The organism is Paenibacillus sp. FSL P4-0127 (assembly GCF_038007325.1).
GTDB classification, from domain to species: domain Bacteria; phylum Bacillota; class Bacilli; order Paenibacillales; family Paenibacillaceae; genus Fontibacillus; species Fontibacillus macerans.
In genome coordinates this window covers 1143402-1161612 of sequence record NZ_JBBOWY010000002.1, presented here as the reverse complement: position 1 = coordinate 1161612, position 18211 = coordinate 1143402, and the positions used below count along the sequence as shown (strand labels likewise).

The 18211-nt window shown below is 57.6% G+C and carries 13 protein-coding genes; 3 read left to right on the top strand and 10 right to left on the bottom strand.

All coding sequences use genetic code 11. From position 1 onward, the window contains the following. Both NYE74_RS31540 and NYE74_RS31535 read left to right on the top strand, forming a co-directional pair. Complete coding sequence (locus NYE74_RS31540; protein ID WP_328272024.1) at positions 1–1008, top strand: ABC transporter ATP-binding protein; 1008 nt, start codon at positions 1–3, stop codon at positions 1006–1008. After that, positions 1005–2114 carry an ABC transporter permease gene (locus NYE74_RS31535; protein ID WP_340926218.1) on the top strand — a complete coding sequence of 370 codons (1110 nt, stop codon included), beginning with the start codon at positions 1005–1007 and terminating at the stop codon, positions 2112–2114. Before NYE74_RS31540 ends, NYE74_RS31535 begins: the two co-directional genes overlap by 4 nt. A 408-nt stretch (positions 2115–2522) precedes the next feature. On the opposite strand, the gene NYE74_RS31530 is transcribed toward NYE74_RS31535, so the two are convergent. From NYE74_RS31530 to NYE74_RS31515, 4 genes are all read right to left on the bottom strand, one after another. Beyond that, entirely contained in the window at positions 2523–3587 is a 1065-nt protein-coding gene (locus NYE74_RS31530; RefSeq protein ID WP_340926217.1) for a sulfate/molybdate ABC transporter ATP-binding protein, read from the bottom strand. Positions 3588–3917: 330 nt separating this feature from the next. Next, the gene (locus NYE74_RS31525) at positions 3918–4514 is read right to left on the bottom strand and encodes a TetR/AcrR family transcriptional regulator (RefSeq protein ID WP_036625094.1); all 597 of its coding nucleotides are present in this window, start codon (positions 4512–4514) and stop codon (positions 3918–3920) included. A 5-nt stretch (positions 4515–4519) separates the two neighbouring features. Next, entirely contained in the window at positions 4520–5152 is a 633-nt protein-coding gene (locus NYE74_RS31520; RefSeq protein WP_340926214.1) for a YigZ family protein, read from the bottom strand. Between the two features lie 112 nt (positions 5153–5264). Next, entirely contained in the window at positions 5265–6620 is a 1356-nt protein-coding gene (locus NYE74_RS31515; protein ID WP_340926213.1) for a glucose-6-phosphate isomerase, read from the bottom strand. Between the two features lie 232 nt (positions 6621–6852). Between NYE74_RS31515 and NYE74_RS31510 the strand changes: the two genes are divergently transcribed. Then, positions 6853–7749, top strand: coding sequence for an NAD(P)-dependent oxidoreductase (locus tag NYE74_RS31510; RefSeq protein ID WP_340926212.1), 897 nt, complete (start codon positions 6853–6855; stop codon positions 7747–7749). A gap of 105 nt (positions 7750–7854) precedes the next feature. On the opposite strand, the gene ppnP is transcribed toward NYE74_RS31510, so the two are convergent. From ppnP to NYE74_RS31480, 6 genes are all read right to left on the bottom strand, one after another. Beyond that, positions 7855–8169 carry a pyrimidine/purine nucleoside phosphorylase gene (ppnP, locus tag NYE74_RS31505; protein ID WP_036625106.1) on the bottom strand — a complete coding sequence of 105 codons (315 nt, stop codon included), beginning with the start codon at positions 8167–8169 and terminating at the stop codon, positions 7855–7857. 34 nt (positions 8170–8203) lie between these two features. Continuing rightward, positions 8204–10231 (bottom strand): transketolase, encoded by a 2028-nt coding sequence (tkt, locus tag NYE74_RS31500; RefSeq protein WP_340926209.1) that lies wholly within the window; start codon positions 10229–10231, stop codon positions 8204–8206. Positions 10232–11228: 997 nt separating this feature from the next. Beyond that, the gene (locus tag NYE74_RS31495; RefSeq protein ID WP_115311230.1) at positions 11229–14183 is read right to left on the bottom strand and encodes a VWA domain-containing protein; all 2955 of its coding nucleotides are present in this window, start codon (positions 14181–14183) and stop codon (positions 11229–11231) included. After that, entirely contained in the window at positions 14167–16176 is a 2010-nt protein-coding gene (locus NYE74_RS31490; protein ID WP_036625114.1) for a vWA domain-containing protein, read from the bottom strand. The genes NYE74_RS31495 and NYE74_RS31490 overlap by 17 nt, the downstream gene beginning before the upstream one ends. A gap of 105 nt (positions 16177–16281) precedes the next feature. Next, positions 16282–17214 (bottom strand): DUF58 domain-containing protein, encoded by a 933-nt coding sequence (locus NYE74_RS31485; protein WP_036625116.1) that lies wholly within the window; start codon positions 17212–17214, stop codon positions 16282–16284. Then, positions 17211–18200, bottom strand: a complete 990-nt coding sequence (locus tag NYE74_RS31480) for an AAA family ATPase (protein WP_124331764.1) — start codon at positions 18198–18200, stop codon at positions 17211–17213. The genes NYE74_RS31485 and NYE74_RS31480 overlap by 4 nt, the downstream gene beginning before the upstream one ends. Positions 18201–18211 lie beyond the last annotated feature (11 nt).

Below are 18211 nucleotides of genomic sequence, written 5' to 3'. Positions count from 1 at the left end.
ATGGTGACCGGCATGAATCCCACAGCGGTTGCCGCCGATGATCAACCTGTCGTGCAGCTCAGCCAGTTAACCAAGAAATACGGAGAAGCCACCGCCGTAGACCACCTCGACCTGAGCATTTCGCGCGGGGAAATTTTCGGATTGCTTGGCCCGAACGGCGCCGGCAAAACGACAACGATCCTCATGATGCTGGGGCTGACCGAGCCGACTTCCGGGCACGCCCGGATTTGCGGCCTCGATCCGACCCGTGAAGCGCTCCGCGTAAAACGGATTGTCGGCTACCTCCCTGACGACATCGGCTTTTATGAGGACCGAACCGCGCTGGACAATTTGGTATACACCGCCAGACTAAACGGAATTCCGGAAAAAGAAGCCGTCCGGCGGGCCGGAGAGCTGCTGGAGAAAACCGGCCTTACCGCACACAGCGGCAAAAAGGTCGGGGCGTTCTCCCGCGGGATGCGGCAGCGTCTGGGACTGGCCGACGTTTTGATCAAAAACCCGGAGGTCATCATCCTCGACGAACCGACGCTCGGCATCGACCCGGAAGGGGTCCGCGAGCTGCTGGGGCTGATCTCCTCGCTGAGCCGCGACGAGAAGCTGACGGTGCTGTTGTCTTCGCACCATTTGCATCAGGTCCAGCAAATCTGCGACCGGGTTGGCCTGTTCGTTCAGGGCAAGCTGATTGCCGTGGGCGATATCCAAACGTTGTCGAAGCAGCTGGACGAAGACGGCAAAACCTACATCGAGGTCGGCACCAAAACCTGGCCGGAAGCGCTCGCGGACCAAATCAAGCAGCTGGACGGGGTGCAGGAAATCCGTTATCCGGAGGCGGGTGGCGCGGAGCATGACCAAGGCGTTACCGCGACGGTCGTCTGCAGCCGCGACCTAACGGCGCAAATCGCCGAAACCGTCATCCGCGCCGAAGCGGAGCTCGTGTATATCCGGCGCAAAGAGTATGGTTTGGATGACATTTACCATCGATACTTCGAAAGGAGAGGAGAGCGATGATGCCTAAGGGCAAGATGGCGTGGAACCTTTCCTCCATGAAGGAAACGCTGCATCTGAAAGACATACGGAAGCGGATGCAAAAAACGCTGCATGAGCTTCTTCCCCGCCGCGATGCGGAAGACGGAAGCGGCGCCCGGGTGCGCTCCTCTTCCTCGTTTTGGGTGATGGTGCAAAAAGAAATCGGCGATCATCTCCACAGCTGGAGGTTCGGCATCCTGATGGGGATCATCGTCCTGGCCTGCATCGGCTCGATTTATTCGGCGGTCACCGCGATCGCCGGCGGCAGCGCCACTAGCGACAGCGGGGGCGGAGACACCTTTTTGTTCCTGAAAATGTACACGCTGACCAGTTCCTCTCTGGCGGTGCCGTCCTTTGCCACCTTCCTGTCCTGGCTGGGGCCGCTGATCGGCATTACGCTCGGGTTCGACGCCGTCAATTCCGAGCGGAACAAGGGCACCTTGGGCCGGCTGTTGTCGCAGCCGATCTACCGGGACGATTTTATCAAAGCCAAGTTTGTGTCATCCCTATTCATGATCGGGATCGTGGTGTTTTCGCTTGGATTTCTGGTGATGGGGCTGGGCCTGATGACGATCGGGTATCCGCCGACGCCGGAGGAATTCGGGCGAATCCTCATCTTCCTGCTGATCGCGGTCGTCTATATCGGCTTCTGGCTGTGCCTGTCGATCTTGTTCTCGATCCGCTTCCGCCAGGCGGCCACCTCGGCGCTTTCTTCGATCGCTGTCTGGCTGTTCTTCACGATTTTTTACAGCATGATCATCAATATGATCGACAGCGCCACGGCCGTTTCGCAAATGGCGGCGGCGGACGTGCAGCTGCGGCAAATGAACTTTGTCCTGACGCTGAACCGGCTGTCCCCGACGGAGCTGTTTTCGGAGACGATCACAACGATGCTCTCCCCCGGCGTCCGCTCGCTGGGGCCGCTGACGATGGATCAGCTCATCGGGGCGATCGCCAGCCCGTTGTCGCTGGGGCAAAGCCTGCTGCTGATCTGGCCGCAGCTCACCGGTTTGCTCGCCGCCACGATGATCTGCTTCGGCCTGTCCTACGTGCTGTTCATGCGCCAGGAAGTGCGTTCGAGAGTGTAAATTTTGGAACAGATAGATTTGAAATAGATAGATTTGGAGTAGAGGTGTTTGGAGTAGAGGTGTTTGGAGTGTGCGGGAAACTTTGGTGCGGAATATTCAAAATAGAAATGGCGGCTTAAAAACACGCGGTTTCCGGGCAAATAGGCGGCCCCACACCGGCTTCTTAACGGGTGTGGGGCCGTCTATTTGTGCCTGCTAGGCGGGCAGGGTACGACGCCTGATTGGAAATATCCAATAGATTAGAAACTGAACGGAAAATACAGCAACTAGATTGGATATTTCCAATAGATGGGCTCGGCAAGATAATAAAACGGACAATTTGAGCGAATTCTATTGGATATTTCCAATGAGAGATCAATTTGTCGTTTGATATCCGCCAATCTATTGGATTTCTCCAATGGAATAATGTCAGATAATGACGCTAAGCGGGTTGCCTTTCAGCGGGTTTTCCAAGATCCAGCTGCGCTCGTCATTGAACAGATAAGCCCGGTGGACGAGCACGCGCACCTCTTGCCCGGGTTTCAGCGTCTCTTTTTCCAGCGAGCGGAAGGTCGTTAAAGTGTGGCCCCCGACTTCAACTTCCACCAGCCATTCGCTGCCGCGGAAATGCAGGTGCTTCACGATCCCCGGAGCCGTAGCGGAAAGCAGCGTAAACTCATGTTCGGCTCCCACCTCGATGTATTCCGGCCGGATCAGCGCACGCGTCCCGGGTCCGCCGCTTTCTTCCTCAAACCCTTTGAGGTCGGCCGCCCGCTCGACCAAAGTCGATTGCCCGATAAACGAGGCGACAAACGGGGTTTGCGGCTCCTTGTAAATATCCCAGGGCGTGCCTTTTTGCTCGAGGCGTCCCTGGTTAATGATCATGATTTCATCAGCCACTTCGATCGCTTCGTCCTGGTCGTGGGTGACGAAAATGGACGTAATGCCAACCCGCTCGATCAGCTCCCGCAGCCAGGAACGGAGCTCCTGGCGGATTTTCGCGTCGATTGCCGCAAACGGCTCGTCAAGCAGGAGCAGCTGCGGCTGGGGTGCCAAAGCGCGGGCAAAAGCGACCCGCTGCCGCTGCCCGCCGGACAGCTGATGCGGATAACGGCTCTCAAAGCCCTTGAGCCCGGTCAGCTCGACAAGCTCCATCACCCTGCCCCGCACCTCCGCTTTAGGTGCTTTTTTAACCTGCAGGCCAAAGGCAATATTATCAAAAACGGTCATATGCTTAAATAAAGCGTAACTTTGGAATACGAAACCGATGCCCCGTTCCTGGGGAGCGAGTTCGTTCACCCGTTTTCCATGAAACAGAATCTCCCCCGCATCCGGCTGCTCCAGTCCGGCCAGCATCCGCAAAATCGACGTTTTGCCGCCGCCGCTGGGCCCCAGCAAACCGATCAGCTGCCCCTTCTCGATCCCGAAGCTGACATTTTGTACGGCATGAAAAGCGCCGAAATGTTTATCCAGATTTCGTACTTCAACATGCATGTAAAGCCACATCCTTTCCAGATTCCGCAAGCCACCCGTGCCGTCAAACCGTTTCCCGAAAAAACATGAACCCCTTCATTATGTCTATTCTGATGTAAATACTCGGCTTTATATATATGGATAGATTACCAAACCCCTGGCCTTCCGTCAATCCGTAAATGGGCTAAGGCCAAGCGCTATGAGAAACATTTTTATGGCAAAAAATAAAACCGGCTGCTTGCGAAATGAGCTGGTTCATTTCACGTCCACCGGTTTTGTAAAGTAATGTTATAAAGTATTGATGCTATGATAGTGTAAATGATTAAAGCGTTAATTTAAAACAAAAACGCCTCATGACGTTATCCGGTAACAGCTGTGACTCAAAATTTTCACATGGGCCACCGCTGCGGGCTTGATTTCCTCAAAGGTCAGCCGATCCTGGATGTAGTAAGAGATAAATCCATGCATCCCCAAAAACATGCTGAGCGGAAGAGACGGATTGTCTTCCAGCGGGTGCTTTTCCTCCTGCAAAAAACTGCGAACGATGGATTCGAACATGTTAAAGCATTTGGTTTGCTCGCTGCGGCAATACGCCAATATTTCCTCATCCCTCAGCATGAACATGATTTCGTATTGGTGCGGATGCTCCAAGCCGAACTTGATGAATTCCAGCATCAGCTGCTCAGTCTTGGTCAAACCCTCCGCAGGCGGACGTTTGGCCACCTGCTCGCACAGATGGGCTAAAGATTCGAAATCCTTGACCACGATAGCGTAAAATAATTCGGCTTTTTCCTTGAAGTGATAATACAACGAGCCGTGACTGTAACCCAAATGCTGACCGATGCTCCGCATGGAAATTCCGCGGTACCCTTTTGTAATGAATAAATGCCGGGCCGCTTCCATAATTCTTTCTCTCGACAACTCCTGATCTACTGCTCTTCTTGCCATAGGCGTTATTCCCCTTCGATAAAGTAAACCTGGTCACCTTCCGCCATCAGCGCTTGTCCCCCCGTCAGATCCGTCATCCAAGCGATGAAGGCCTGCGCTTCATGATGAAGCGGCAGACAGCAGAGCGTCACCTTATCCGCAAACACCGTATCCCCCGTACGGATTCCACGGTTTCGCAGCTCATTTTCCACCTTGCCCAGCCAAGTATATTCCAGTTCCACAAACACTTCCTGGTGCAGTACCCGGGTTATGGCTTCCCCCGCTTCGATCGCCGCAACCGCCCCGTCCGTATAAGCGCGGATGAGACCTCCGGCCCCCAGCATGATGCCGCCAAAATACCGGGTAACGACGATGGCGACGTTTTTGAGGCCCTGATTTTTGATTACTTCCAAAATGGGCTTGCCGGCGGTGCCGCTCGGCTCCCCGTCATCCGACTGCTTCTGGATTTCATCCCGCTCGCCGATCATATAAGCGGAACAATTATGCGTGGCGTTCCAGTGCTTTTTCTTGATTTCCTCAATAAAAGCTATCGCTTCGTCTTCCGTTTCCACCGGCCTGACGTGTCCGATAAACCTCGATTTCTTGATGACGATTTCTTTCTCGCCGGCTCTTCGAACCGTCTTATACCGTTCCAGCATATGAATCCATCCTTATGAATGTGCCAAGAAGCAGCCCGGCCGAAACATGCGGCGAACTGCTTCCTGGCGCTGTATCTTTCCTTCGAAAAGGGGACCTGCTTCCGAAAAGCCGTTATTCGGAAAGTCTTGCTTCCAGTGCGGCCTTTTCCTTTTCGTATCCCGGTTTGCCGAGAAGCGCAAACATGTTTTTCTTGTAGGCCTCAACGCCCGGCTGGTCGAACGGATTGACGCCCAGCAGGTAACCGCTGATGCCGCAGGCTTTCTCAAAAAAGTACACGAGGTAGCCAAACGAATACGGCGTCAAATCAGGCACGTTGACGACCAGGTTCGGAACCTGTCCGTCCGTATGTGCGAGCAAGGTGCCTTGGAACGCCTTCTTATTCACGAAATCGAGCGTTTTGCCGGCCAGGAAATTCAGCCCGTCCAAATCGGCCGGATCGGATTCGATCGTGATGTGGCTCGGCACTTCCGTCACCTGAATGACCGTCTCGAAAATATTCCGGTTGCCTTCCTGGATAAACTGCCCCATGGAGTGCAGGTCCGTGGAGAAGTCGACCGATGCCGGGAATATCCCTTTAAAGTCCTTGCCTTCGCTTTCACCGTACAGCTGCTTCCACCATTCCGACACATAGTGCAGGGAAGGCTCGTAGTTCACGAGAATTTCCGTCACTTTGCCTTTGCGGTACAAAGCGTTGCGGACGGCCGCGTACTGGTAGCTGGCGTTCTCGGCCAGGTTCGGGTTGCTGAACTCTTTGGCCGCGTCCGCCGCGCCTTGCATCATTTCGTCGATGCTGATGCCGGCGGTCGCGATCGGGAGCAGGCCGACGGCCGTCAGCACGGAGTAACGTCCGCCCACGTCGTCCGGAATGACGAACGTTTCATAACCTTCCTCGTCGGACAGCTTCTTAAGAGCGCCTTTGGCACGGTCGGTCGTGGCGTAGATCCGTTTGCGCGCTTCTTCCTTGCCGTATTTCTTCTCCAGGGCCGCGCGGAAAATCCGGAAAGCGATCGCCGGTTCCGTTGTCGTTCCCGATTTGGAGATAACATTGACGGAGAAATCCTTGCCTTCGATCAGCTCCAGCAGGTGATTTACGTAAGTCGAACTGATGTTGTTGCCGGCAAAATAAATTTCCGGCGTTTTGCGCTTGTCCTTCGGCAAAATATTATAGAACGAATGGGACAGCGATTCGATCGCCGCGCGCGCGCCCAGGTAGGAGCCGCCGATGCCGATGACGATCAGCACGTCGGAATCGCTTTGGATCTTGGCTGCCGCCTTCTTAATGCGGGCGAACTCTTCCTTATCGTATTCGGTCGGAAGGTTGATCCATCCCAGAAAGTCGGCCCCGGCCCCCGTACCGTTATGTAACTGCTCATGAGCCGTTCGGACCTGCTCGGCAAGATAATCCACTTCATGCTGTCCGACAAATTGCAGGGCTTTGCTGTAGTCAAAGGTTACTTTTTTCGACATGTTTGAAAATACCTCCGTCTATTTATTTAACCCACTTTCCTATCCTAAGAGGCAACATTCAAAAGCTGAGGCGTGATCATTTTAACGTCTTGAGCTGAACTTTCCTCTCAAATAACTTAAACCTAGGATACTGTAAATTTCCAGCGAAAACAAGGGCACATTATACAGGTTTTAGGCCCTCTATGCTAAAATAATTAAATGCTGTTCAATTTTTCTTGAAAGGTGATCGTTTATGAAAAAAATCGGATTTATCGGACTGGGCACGATGGGCGCTCCGATGGCCTCCAACCTGCTGAAGCAGGGCTATGAGGTTGCCGTCTACAACCGCACCGCGTCCAAAGCCGCTGCTCTCGCCGAACAAGGCGCCGCCGTGGCCGCCTCGCCGAAGGAAGCCGCTGCCGCCGCCGACGTCGTCATCACGATGGTCAGCAACGACGCCTCCATCGCCGCCGTTTACGAAGGGCCCGAAGGCGTGCTTGCCGGCCTGCGCCCCGGGACTAAAGTCATCGACTGCTCCACGATCTCGCCCGCGCTCGTAAAACAGCTGGCGCAGCAGATTTCCGTGCTGGGCGGAGCTTTTCTCGACGCGCCGGTCACCGGCAGCTCGCCGGCCGCCATCGCCGGCACGCTCGTCTTTATGGTCGGCGGGCCGGCCGATACGCTGGCCGAGGTCATGGATATCTTTGAGACGATGGGCCAAAAGGTGCTGCATATGGGCGAAAACGGCAGCGGCGCGGTGGCCAAGCTGGCCCATAACACCATCGTCGGCATCAACAACTTGGCGCTCGCCGAAGGCTTCGCCATCGCCGCCAAATCCGGCCTGCCCGCCGGCCTGTTCCTGGAGCTGGTGCAGCTCGGTTCCGCGGGCAGCAAAGCGGCCGAGCTGAAAGGCCGGAAAATCATCGAACACGATTTTTCCAACCAGTTCTCCCTGGCGCTGATGCTCAAGGACCTCAAGCTGGCCTCGGCGCTGACCGACGGCTCGGGCATTCCCGCGCCGATGCTGAACCAGGCCAAAAGCCTGTTCCAGGCGGGCGAAACGCAAGGCTTCGGCGAAGAGGACCTCTCCTCCGTCGTGAAGCTCTACGAGGCTTGGATCGGCCAAAAAATCGGCGATAAAAAGGTGTAACGGTCGATCGGACTCTCCACGATATTTGTAAAAAGGCAGGTACAGCGCCATAACGCTGTTAACCTGCCTTTTTATTTGCTTTTTGCGGCATGCGCGCACCCGCCGCTAGACGTACGAGCAGCAGTAATCCGTGACGCTCCGCACTTCCAGCTTGAAGGAAGACTTGGCGGGAACGGTAAACGTTCCGCGGCCGCTGATTTCTCTCCACAATGTTTCGCCCGGAAGCAGGACCTTCAGGTCCCCGGACAAAATGTCCATCACTTCCAGCGAATCCGTTCCGAACTCGTATTCCCCGGGGAGCATGATCCCCAGCGTCAATTTGCTGCCGTCCTGAAGCCATACGGTCCGGCTGGTCACTTTGCCGTCAAAATAAATATTGGCGTTCTTCTCTACGGTAACATTTTGCAATTGCTGCGCCACGTTCCCCTCTCCCTTCGCGACCCGGCCGCCGAGATTATTTGTTCAATTGCGCTTTTACGTGCTTAACGACGTTTTCGATGGTGAAGCCGTATTCGGCGATAACTTTGTCTCCGGGAGCGGACGCGCCGAATTTATCGATGCCAAGCACGGTTCCGCTTTCGCCGACGTAACGTTCCCAGCCGAACGGATGCGCCATTTCCACGGCGACGCGGGCTTTGACGTTCGGCAGGATGACGGAGTCTTTGTACCCTTGATCCTGCTGGTCGAACAGATCCCAGCTCGGCAGGCTGATGACGCGGACGTGAATGCCTTCTTCGGCCAGCGCGGCTTGCGCTTTAACCGCCAGCTGCACTTCGGAGCCCGTCGCGATGATCTGCGCCACCGGCTTGCCGTCCTTCGCGTCGGATACGACGTAGCCGCCGCGTTTTACGCCGTCGCGCGCCAGCTCTGCCGTGTTCTCGAGAATCGGCAGGTTTTGGCGGGTTAATACGAGCGCTACCGGATTCGCTTTGTTCTCAACCGCATAAGCCCAGGCTGCGGAGGTTTCGTTGCCGTCGGCAGGACGGATGACCGTCAGGCCCGGAATGATGCGCAGGGAAGCGAGCTGTTCGATCGGCTCGTGGGTCGGGCCGTCTTCGCCGACGGCGATGCTGTCGTGCGTCAGCACGTAAGTTACCGGCAGCTTCATCAGGGCCGACAAACGCACCGCCGGACGCAAGTAGTCGGTAAATACGAAGAACGTGCCGCCGAACACTTTCAAACCGCCGTGCAGCATAATTCCGTTCATGGCCGCGGCCATGCCGAATTCGCGAACGCCGAAGTACAGGTTGCGGCCGTCGCGGGTTTCCGGCGTGTACATGGCAAGGTCGTTCAGATGCGTCATCGTCGAGCTTTCCAGGTCAGCGGAGCCGCCAAGCAGCTGCGGTACGTTCGGCGCCAGGCCGTTCAGCGCGTTGCCGGAAGCGACGCGGGTCGATACCGCCTTATCCGAAGCGCCGTATTTCGGCAGCTTCGCATCCCAGCCTGCCGGCAAATCCCCGGCTACCGCGCGTTCGAATTGAGCCGCAAGCTCCGGATATTGGGATTTATATTGGGCGAACGTTTCTTGCCAAGCTTTGTAAGTAGCGATGCCCCGTTCTTTGACTTTGGCAAAATGCTCGCGCACTTCTTCAGGGACATAGAAGTCTTCTTTATAGACCCATTTATAGAACTCTTTCGTCAATTGGGCTTCTTCCGCCCCCAGCGGGGAGCCGTGCGTACCGCCGTGGCCGCCTTTGCCCTGCTTGTTCGGGCTGCCGTAGCCGATGATCGTCTTCACTTCGATCAGCGTCGGGCGCTCCGTATCGCGTTTGGCCTCTTCGATCGCCGCTTCGATCGCGGCCAGATCGTTGCCGTCCTTAACGAGCAGCGTTTGCCAGCCGTAAGCATCGAAGCGCTGTCTTACGTTCTCCGAGAAGCTCAGGTTCAGCTTGCCGTCGAGCGAAATATCGTTGGAGTCGTACAGGAAAATCAATTTGCCCAGCTTCAGGTGGCCGGCCAAAGAAGCCGCTTCGCTGGCCACGCCTTCCATCAGGTCGCCGTCGCCGCAAATGCCGTAAGTATAGTGGTCGACGACTTTCAGATCGCCTTTATTGTAAGTCGCCGCAAGCTGCGTTTCCGCCAAAGCCATGCCGACGGCCATCGCCAGACCTTGGCCCAGCGGTCCCGTCGTGGCGTCTACGCCCGGAGTATGTCCGAATTCCGGGTGGCCCGGCGTTTTGCTGCCCCATTGGCGGAACTGCTTGATTTCTTCCATCGGCAGATCATACCCGCACAGATGCAGCAGGCTGTACAGCAGCATCGAGCCGTGTCCGGCGGACAAGACGAAGCGGTCGCGGTTGATCCAATTCGGAACGTCCGGGTTATGGTTCATCGTTTTGGCAAACAGCTGGTAACCCATCGGTGCGGACCCCATCGGCATGCCGGGATGGCCGGACTTCGCCTTTTCGATCGCGTCGATCGCCAGCGTCCGAATCGTCGTAATCGACAAATTATCGATCGTGTTGTTCTCTGAAATTGGCATTCATTTTCCTCCTTAATCATCAAAAGATCCTTGAAAACCATGAAAACTTAACTTTGCGATTACAAAACAATCAAATTGAAAAAATCATTTTGACTTTATTTATTGTATCATCATTTGTAACCCATTACCATATCATTATTCCCAAGGTGTTCACTCGAAATTACTTTGTAATCATTTTTGCCGCTCTTTCATGCAGGCGGCAATCTCCCCCCTCGAAACGTCACCATTAAATAAAAAAAGCCCCTTTAGAGAAAAGGACCTTCTATACGGCCTATTACTCAAAGGAGCTAAACCTGGTTATGGCCAATCCTTATTAAGGAGGTACACTCCTAAAAACACCGATAGATTGATAAAAGCAAAGATCGCCCTTTTAATTCTGTTTTTCAGTAAAACTCGAAAACTAAGAAATGTTCTAACGGTTGTGAGCGACGCTAATACGGCATAATCAAGGGGTTTTCCATTCTAACGGCACTAGCGCCTGCATTAAATCCGACAAGATACAATTTCTCGCCACCACATTCTAACGGTTGCCACAGCCGCTATTTGCTCTAATATCGCCGTTTTCAAATTCTAACGGTTGCCATAGCGCTTATTTAGCTAAAACCCGGCGATTTGGGCTCAGATTTGAGCAGATAACACCGCTCACAACCGTTAAAATTTAGAAAGGGGCTTTTTTGGCAAAATAGCGACTAATACAACCGTTAGATTTCTGGCGTAATCTCAAATGGAATTGCGGGCAAGGTGTACCGGAGATTTTGTGTAGGCGTTAATGCAACGCCAGTGTTCTAACGGTTTTGAGAAGGCTAATTTAGCCTTTTCTCGGCGGTTTCGGGCTTTTTTCTTGTAAATAAGCTCAGTCACAACCGCTAGAAATGGAACCCTCGACTTTTTGACCAAATAAGCACGCTCACAACCGTTAGCGTAAATCATCGTCGGATGGACTCTCGCCAAGCGCTACGTGTCCTCCCATTTATGTTGCGTAACTAAAGGGAAGAGGCTAACGCCTGCTTCGCCGCTTGGCCTCCAGCAGGCGGCCAAGCGGCGAAGCCCCCGGCCCGCTGTCCTGCGGCGGGCCGGCAGGCGCCGAACCGGCTCCCTCCCGCGGGGGAGCCGGCACTTCGGCCCGCGGCTCCTCGCTCGCGGGCCCCTGGCCCCCGCCCGCCCCGCTGCGCGGAGGGCGGGCCGGCGGGGCGGGCGCCGCTGGCGCCCTGTCGGCGGCGTTCTCGCCGACAGCGCCGCCGCGGCGGGCGCCTGCCCCGCCGTAAAACGCGGCCGCGCGCGACTTGCGCGCCGCGAGCCGGGCCAGCCCGGCGTCCGCCTCCGCGGACGCGCCGGGCGCGGCCCCGTCCGCCGCGCCGCCCGGCGCGCGGCGGCGCCAAGGCATGGCGGCGCGCACCAGCGCCGCCGCCATGCGGTCCCACGGCAGCGCAAGGCGGCGGATCGCGATGTCCGCGAGCCATAGCAGCAGCGCTGCCATCAGCAGCGGCCGCTGCAGATCGTGCGGCGACGGGTAAGGCTTGGCCGCAAATTGAAAGGCCGCTTCGGGCTTGTTCCAATCCAGCACCCGGCCCCCCGTGCTGTCCGCGATCTTCCGCAGCGTGTCCGGCGGCGCCCCGCTCGGCAGCCGGTACTCCGGGGAATAAGGGATGACAAAACCGGTCCCGGTCCCACCATCCACCTGTTCCCCATCGCTTTTGCCCTGCAGATGAACGAGGAACGAACCGGGTTCATCGGCCAGCATCGTCCCCCGGTAAACCCCCGGCGAGGTTTGGGCCAGCGGCACCCGCTCCTCCCGCAGATTTTCGCCGCTGACCGCCGCTTCAAGCTCTTCCGGAGGAGCTTCATCCTCGGCGGTAACCTCAAATAGAACCTCGTTCCCGCGAATCGTCGTGTTTACCTCAAATGGAGACGCCGAAAACTGCGGAAACGTCCATTTCACCATTTCTGTGAACAGGCCGGCATAGGACGGCCAATTCACCCAATCCCGCGACCATTTTCCGGTCAGATCACTGGTCCAGGCCACGCTGCGGCCGGAGCCGTACTGCCATCTAACCAGCAGCGGGTCCGGCTCGGGGCTGGACAGCACCGTTTGAGCCGTCGCTTTTGGCGTAGCGGCCACATAACCGTAAATTTTCGGCACCCCGCCCGCAAACCATTTTCCCCAATCCCCCGGCGATATCAGGGCCGGCACAAACGGCTTGTCCACAATGTACGTTCGGGCGACCATGGCGGCCTCCCGGCTAAAGATCGCCGGCAGTGTCGTGGCATCCGTTACCGGATAATACCGGCCTTTGGCCTCCTGAGCCAGCGACTGCAGCAACGCCGCATCCGCGTCTTCCCCGACCGCGACCGTGGACAGCGTGATTTTTGAGCTATTCATCGTTTCGAGCAGCGCGCCGTATCCCGAGTCCGCGGCCGACTGCCCGTCGGTCAGCAAAATCAAGTGCTTGCGCTGCGCCTGGACATCCAGCAGCTTGTTCAGCGCGCCTTCGACGGCCGGGTAGATATTTGTCCCGCCCCCGCTCGGAATGCCGTTAATTTGCCCCAGCACGTCTTTCTTATCGCCCAGCTTCTGCGGTTCGACCACCCACCAAGGCTGATCGTCGAAAGCGACGACGCCGACCGTATCCTGAGGACGCAGCAGCTCGACCGTGCGCTGCGCCGCCTCCTTGGCCAGCTTCAATTTGTCCCCGTCCATGCTTCCCGACCGGTCGATCACGAGAATCAGGCCGAGGGAAGGAATTTGCCGTTTGCCCTCCAACTCCATCGATACCGGCAGCAACTGCTCGATCGGCGTTTTGAAATAGCCGCCCATCCCGTAGCTGTCTTCACCGCCGACCATCACAAACCCGATGCCAAAAGAGCGGACCGCCTGCTCGATCAATTCCATCGTCTTCCCGCCAATCCGCTCGGCGGACACATTGTTAAAGACGATGCTGTCATAGCCGGCATACTTGGTCAAATCCGCTGGCAGCATCCCCGGATCGATTACAGAGTAATCGACCAGACCGGATTTCAAGGCGTTTACCAGATTGGCGGATGTCCCGCGCGCTCCTTCCACGATCAGCACCTTCGGACTTCCGGTGACCCGTGTAAACGCATAGTTCGCGTTGTTGGCCGACTGCTCGTCGCCGTCAGCGAAAATCTCCGCCCGATAGCGGTGCATCCCCTGCTTTTGCGCCAACCCCTGCAGCGTGAAGCGGTTGTCTCCACGCTCCAGAGTCACTTTGTGCCGGCCGATCTCGCGGTTGTCCTCGTATAAGCCAAGCTCGGCGCTGCCCGAGAACGTGCTGCGAATCAGTACTTCAAAGGCAAACGATTCCGCCTGATACAGTTTCCCGGGCACCTGAAACTCCTCGACGGACGCATCCTTCCGCTCTTTGACGGGTACGGGCAGCACATCGACGGCAATCCCCCGCTCCTTCAGCAGGCTGGCCGCCTTTAGCGCATCGCCTACGTTTTCTTCGCCATCGGAAATCAAAATGATCCTTTGGTTACCCCGTCCTCCGAACAAACTGCCGGATAGTTCCAAGCCCTGCTCCAGGTTGGTAAAATCGGGATGAACCGCCGCCTTCAGGCTGTCTGCGGAGACGGATTGCGTATCCAGACTTTTGTCCACTGCGGCGTTCAGCCCGGCAACTACGATGCCTACGCGGTCTCCCGCTGCTTTTCCTTCCCCGGCCCGCCCAATCCACTCGCTAACAAGCCCCGTCTCCGGCATGCTGGCGGAGCGGTCCGTCAAAATCACGACTTCCTTGTCCTTCACCAAAGTGTACGTCTGGACGCCGGCCAGAACCGCTGCCAACAGCACCAGGATCGCCGCGCGCAAACCGACCGCCAGCTTCCGGCGCCCCCCGCTTAATCTAAAGTCGGAGCGATAGGCGTAGACCACGCCGGCAGCCAGCGGCACAAGGAGCAGCAGAAACCAGGGATGATCAAATCGAACGCCCACGCTGATACACCCCCCACTCCGCCAAAATCACCAGCAAAGCCAGCAGAGCCGCCAACGGCACAAGCGATTGCCGCGATTGCGGCGGCGAAGCGCCCGAAAGCTTGCTATGCTCAGTGTCTTTGGAACCCTCGGCACCCTTAAGCCCATGGCTGTCCACCGGTGCCGCCGAATCGCCGGAAAATCCAATCGGAAACGGCTGCCCTCCCCCGGAAATGCCCGATTCCGCAGGATCGGCGGCAACCTCAAGCTGATAAGCTGCAAGCTTCTCACCGTCAGCCCCTAGCATCTCAAAGCGCCACAATCCCGGGATTCCCGGGGAGGTCTGCCGGGAGGCCACGCGGCCCATCTTGCGCGCTGCGGGAAGCTTCGCCGCGCCGGAGCGCAAAGCATAACCGTCAACAGGAACCCAGGTGGCCTGCTCCGCCTCCGCAGGGACGGGAATATCGACCTCGGTTCCCGCCGTCAAGCGGCCGAGCCCGGCCGCTTGACCGGATTGCAGCCATTTTACGGCATTGCTCACCAGGATCGGAAATTCCGGGCGAAGCGGCAAATCGCTGTCTTCAAGCGCAAATAGGAACGCCAGCCTTTTCCGCCCGGCTTCCGTCCCGGCATACGCCGCCGGCTGTCCGCCGATCTCCAAAATCGGTTTGCCCCATGCCGGAACCTCCTGATCGAGAAGCTCGCCCGTTGGCGGAGTCGTGAACGATAAATAACGGGTGACCGGGTGATTGACCGACTTCACTTCCCCGCTGGCCAGAGCCGCTTTTTTTCCATCGCCTCCCCAGGTCCACAGCGGCGTTTGACGAAGCAGCGCAGCCCAAGGTTCCCCCTGCAGAAACGCAGGAGGAACACCGTCGATCACGATCAGATCCGGCTTAATCCCGGGCAAAGCCGGCCGCCCCGCCGCTGCGGCTTCATCCGTTCCGGCCGGGACTGTATTCATCCGGGTAACGCGGGCCCCGGACAACTGCAGCGCCTTCTCCAGAAACAGATTCCCGGGGGAGATGAACAGGATGTCCGGCTCATCTCCACTCTCGAGAAAAGCAAAGGCTTCGTTGTCGGGCGCATAGTCGTCCTCGGGACTTAAGCGGAGCCGGTATACGTCCGCCGAGGGCAATTCATCGAACGGAACCTGCAGGCTTTTTCCGCCTTCCACCGTAATTTGCTTGGAGGCGAGCAGCTTCCCGTCGCCAAACAAATCCAGATTGGCCTGGATGGAGACATTCCGGTAATTCCGCACCACAGCTGTACCCGCAACCATGTCTTGGCGACCGCCGCCGTTCTTTACCCCGAATTGCTCGACGGCCGCGTTCGCTTCCGCTCCTTCGTTCACGGCTGCGATCTCAACCGGTACGCCGCCCGCCGCGAGATCATCGGTACGTTCGGGCCAGCGGCCATCCGAATATACGATGACGCTCGCTTCCGGATCGTCCCGCGTCAAGGCTTCCGCAAGCGACAAAGTCTCGCGGTATGCCGCTTGCCCGTAATCGGGGGCAAGCCCGTCGACCGCCCGGTTCAGTGCGCTTCGGTCCCGCTCCCGGGACAACAGCACTTCCGGCTCGCGGCCCAATCTCACCAAAGTGATTTCCGCCCCCGTTCCCAAAGCGTCAATGCGCGAGCGCAATTGTTCCTTGGCCCGGTCCAGGCGAGAGCCCGGTTTGTTCTCCGCCTCTCCGCCGCCCCAAGCTGCGCTCATGCTGGCTGACGTGTCGACGACGATGACCACATGCCCGGTACGGCTGCCAGAGGTCCACACGAAAGGCTGCATCAGCGCAAATACGAGCAAAGCGGCGACGAGCAGCTGCAGCCAGAGCAGCAGCCGATTCTGGAGCTTCTGCCACGGACGGTTGGCTTCGATGTTGCGCAGCACGCGGTTCCACAGCAAATGGCTGGGCACGAGCGTATCGGTATATTTTCGTTTGAACAGATACATCAGTACGATCCCCGGAAGCGCAAGGCCAAACCACAGCCCCGACCAATCCAATACCCCCATGACTTCATTCCCCCACGTTGATGATCTAACATACGCAACAAATCACGAGCGGCGTCCCGGATCATTGATGAGGCAAAAAGAGCCCACGGCCTTGGTCCGATCCGGCTACTTCCCCCCGGTCGTTCCCGCCTTGTCCATCATTTTCACAATCCCTTGCTCAAGCGGCACATCGGTTGGGGCAACCACATAACGAATCCCGCGCCCGCCGCAAAAGCGGCCGATTTCCTTGAAGTACTCGTCCAGCTCGCGCCCGTACCTGTCCAGGATTTTGCCGGTTAACGCAATCTCTTTGCCGGTCCCAAGCTCGCTGTCGAGGAGCCGCAAGTCTCCGCTGAGCACAGGACGAAGCTCCGCTTCCGACAGCACGTGGACGAGTACGATCTCTTGCCCGGCCGCCTGAAAAAAAGCCAACGTCTCCGCAAGCCCCTCGGCCCCGCTCTCCAGCCACAAATCCGAAAATATCCAGGTCATTCCTGGCTGCGCGGGAAGCGCTCCCGGCTGCCGCAGCGCCCCTCTCAGATCCCCCGGTCCGGCCGGCCCCATCTCCTGCAGGAACGAGAACAGCCTGAAAGCGGAAGCCTTTCCCCGCAGCGGCGGCAGCTTGCCCTTGATCTCTTTCGAAAAAACGGCCGCCTGCACCACATCGTCGCCTGCCAGCGCCATATAACCGACGGAAGCGGCCAACCGCTTAGCGTATAGCAGCTTATTCTCCGGCGCCTGCCCGGTTTCAGCGCGCCGCTCCGAACCGCCGCCGAAATCCATCGATGCGGAAATATCCACATACAGGTTGATCCGCAGCTCCTGCTCATCCCAATATTGACGGACAAAAGGGCGGCCCGTACGCGAATAAACGCTCCAGTCAAAGCGCCTGATATCGTCTCCGGGCGCGTATTCGCGATAATCGGCAAATTCGAGGGAGCTTCCGAAACGGCTGGAGCGCCGTTTGCCCTGCAGCGTTCCCCGGATTCTCCTCCGTGAGGCGATCGACAACCGTTCCAACCGGGGCAGCAGAGACGGAGGCAAGAGGGAAGAAGTCATTGCGCTCCCTCCAGCGCCGCCAAAATGTCCTCAATGATCCGATCCGTCGCCACGCCCGCCGCCTGCCCTTCGAAATTCAGAAACAAGCGGTGCCGCAAGGCTGGCACGGCAACCGCCTTAATATCTCCGGTCGATACGTGCATGCGCCCTTTGGAAATCGCCCTTACCTTGGCGACCGAAACCATCGCCTGGATGCCGCGCGGCCCCGAGCCGAAACGGACGTAACTGCGCACCGATTCGGGCGCGTCCCGCTCCTCGGGGTGCGTCATCATCAGCAAGCGCACCCCGTACTCCAGCACTTCATCCGCCAGCAGCACTTCTTTGGCGGCCTGGCGGATTTCCAGCAATTGCTGCGCCGAAGCGATCGTTTCCGCCTTGGGCTGATCGGCCGCCGTCGTCCTTCTGACGATCTCCGTCAATTCCGCGGGAGACGGGTAACCCACATGAATTTTCAGCATAAACCGGTCCAGCTGGGCTTCCGGGAGGGGATAAGTACCTTCGTTCTCCAGCGGGTTTTGCGTCGCCAGCACAAAAAAAGGCTGCGGCAGCCGCCGCGTCTCCCCGCCTACCGTCACCGTCTGCTCCTGCATCGCCTCCAGCAGGGCGCTTTGGGTTTTCGGCGTCGCCCGGTTGATCTCGTCGGCCAGCACGATGCTGCTGAACACCGGGCCGGGCTGGAATACCGTATCGGTCGCGCCCTGCGGTCCGAACCGGATCACATTCGTGCCGGTAATGTCGCTCGGCATTAAATCCGGCGTAAACTGAATCCGCGAAAAGGACAGGGCCAGGCAGTCGGCGATCGTGCGCACCAGCATCGTTTTGCCGAGTCCCGGAATCCCCTCCAAAAGCGCATGTCCTCCCGCAAAAACACACCACAGGATCTGTTCCACGACCTCTTGCTGCCCTACGATTACACGCGAAATTTGCTCCTGCACGGCCGCGACCGTACCGATCCACAATTCCAACCGGGCTTTCGCATCCTCCATCGTCTCTCCTC